Genomic DNA, 1479 nt, shown 5'->3' on the forward strand with positions numbered 1-1479 from the left:
AGCAAGAGTGAACCACCTGATCCCTTCCCGAACTCAGAAGTGAAACCTCTTTGCGCTGATGGTAGTGTGGGGTTACCCATGTGAGAGTAAGTCATCGCCAGCTCATTATTCGAAACACCCCCTGCATCAGCAGGGGGTGTTTTTTTGTGTATTTAAAATAATCAAGTTATTATTTAAATCTCAAGCTTTTCAAAAAATGATTGAGATATGTTCAAGTTTAGCTATTAAGATAGTTAGAATAGGACTAAGTGCTAGGTCTTTATTTAATAAATCCTGTGACAACTTTCTTAGGTGTTACTGGCATGATTTAGATATTAGAATAGAAATTGTTAGAGTAATTGATAAAGATAACTGATTATTTGCTGAGAGCAGTTCGGTATCGTTCAGATATTCATTAGCGAGTGAGTCTTTTCATAACATTTGGTGATTTCAGCGTCGTGGATATTCGTTTTAGTCGTTGGCCTAAAGCAGGTGTGTGGCAGAGAGTCTTTGAAGTGCTGTCACATGACAGTGACAATGAATAGCCATGTTCGACTCCACCATTGTGCTCATCAACACAGCGCTGGGGAAGAAATCAGGCGATCGGACGGAGGAAAGATAACTTAAGCACCAAAATGCGTGCTCATAATGATGTCTTAGGCAATCCAATAAAATTTTATCTTACTGTTGCTGGGCAAGTTCATGATTTAAATGTTGCTGATATATTGCTGGACTTATTATTCAGTCAAACTTAGCCCATAGGTAACCCCTAAAAGTCTAAAGATCGAATAATTGTTCCAATCCATAAAATTAATGCTTAAGGCGTGATACCCTCTAAAAATAACGCTATGAGTCAAGGTGATTATAAACCGATATCTTTATAAAGCACGATATTTGATCGGGAACTTTTTTTGCCAAGCTCAAGCAGTATCGTATTATTACCATACGTTATGATAAATTAGTTCAAAACTTTTTGTCAGCAATTTATCTTGCCTTAACAATAATTTGGCTTAATTGATGACAGATCATAGTTTCGTAAATATAAATAGGATATAGCATTTAAAACCTAAATTTTAATTTTATATGCTGCAATATCAATGCTAGCTTTTTTGGTTGCGTACAGTAGCTGACCCAGTAAAACTTCTTTGGAAGAAAGAATGACTATAAGCATTGGAAAATTAGGATGTTGAATAGATGCCATAACAGCCTTACCATTATCTGCATCTAGTGTTATGCTCTGGCATCCTGTGAAATTAATTTCATTCATAAATGCATGAATCATAGCCAGAATTGAACTACTTACAGCTGCAAGTTTTCCATGATTTTCAACATCCTTTTTATGCACTGACGCAAGTTCAAAACCATCTGAAGAGGGCTTTGTTGCACAAACCTAGCATCAAAAGCTTATTCAGCAATATAATTTCAAAATGAATAAGCCTGCCTCTAAAATCTACCGTACAACCAATTGGTCATCCTATAACCGAGCCTTAATTAACCGAG

The 1479-nt window shown here is 36.2% G+C and carries 1 rRNA gene and 2 pseudogenes; 2 read left to right on the plus strand and 1 reads right to left on the minus strand.

Annotated elements, in window-relative coordinates:
* Positions 1–103 (plus strand): 5S ribosomal RNA (gene rrf, locus FTU45_RS15265); the annotation flags it as partial.
* A 798-nt stretch (positions 104–901) separates the two neighbouring features.
* Positions 902–997: pseudogene (locus FTU45_RS15675) on the plus strand (IS5/IS1182 family transposase); the annotation flags it as partial.
* Positions 998–1045: 48 nt separating this feature from the next.
* Here FTU45_RS15675 and FTU45_RS15275 read toward each other — a convergent pair.
* A pseudogene (locus FTU45_RS15275) lies at positions 1046–1351 on the minus strand (roadblock/LC7 domain-containing protein); the annotation flags it as partial.
* Between the last annotated feature and the right edge of the window lie 128 nt (positions 1352–1479).

This window comes from Acinetobacter sp. YH12106, from assembly GCF_013418995.1.
Lineage (GTDB): Bacteria > Pseudomonadota > Gammaproteobacteria > Pseudomonadales > Moraxellaceae > Acinetobacter > Acinetobacter pseudolwoffii.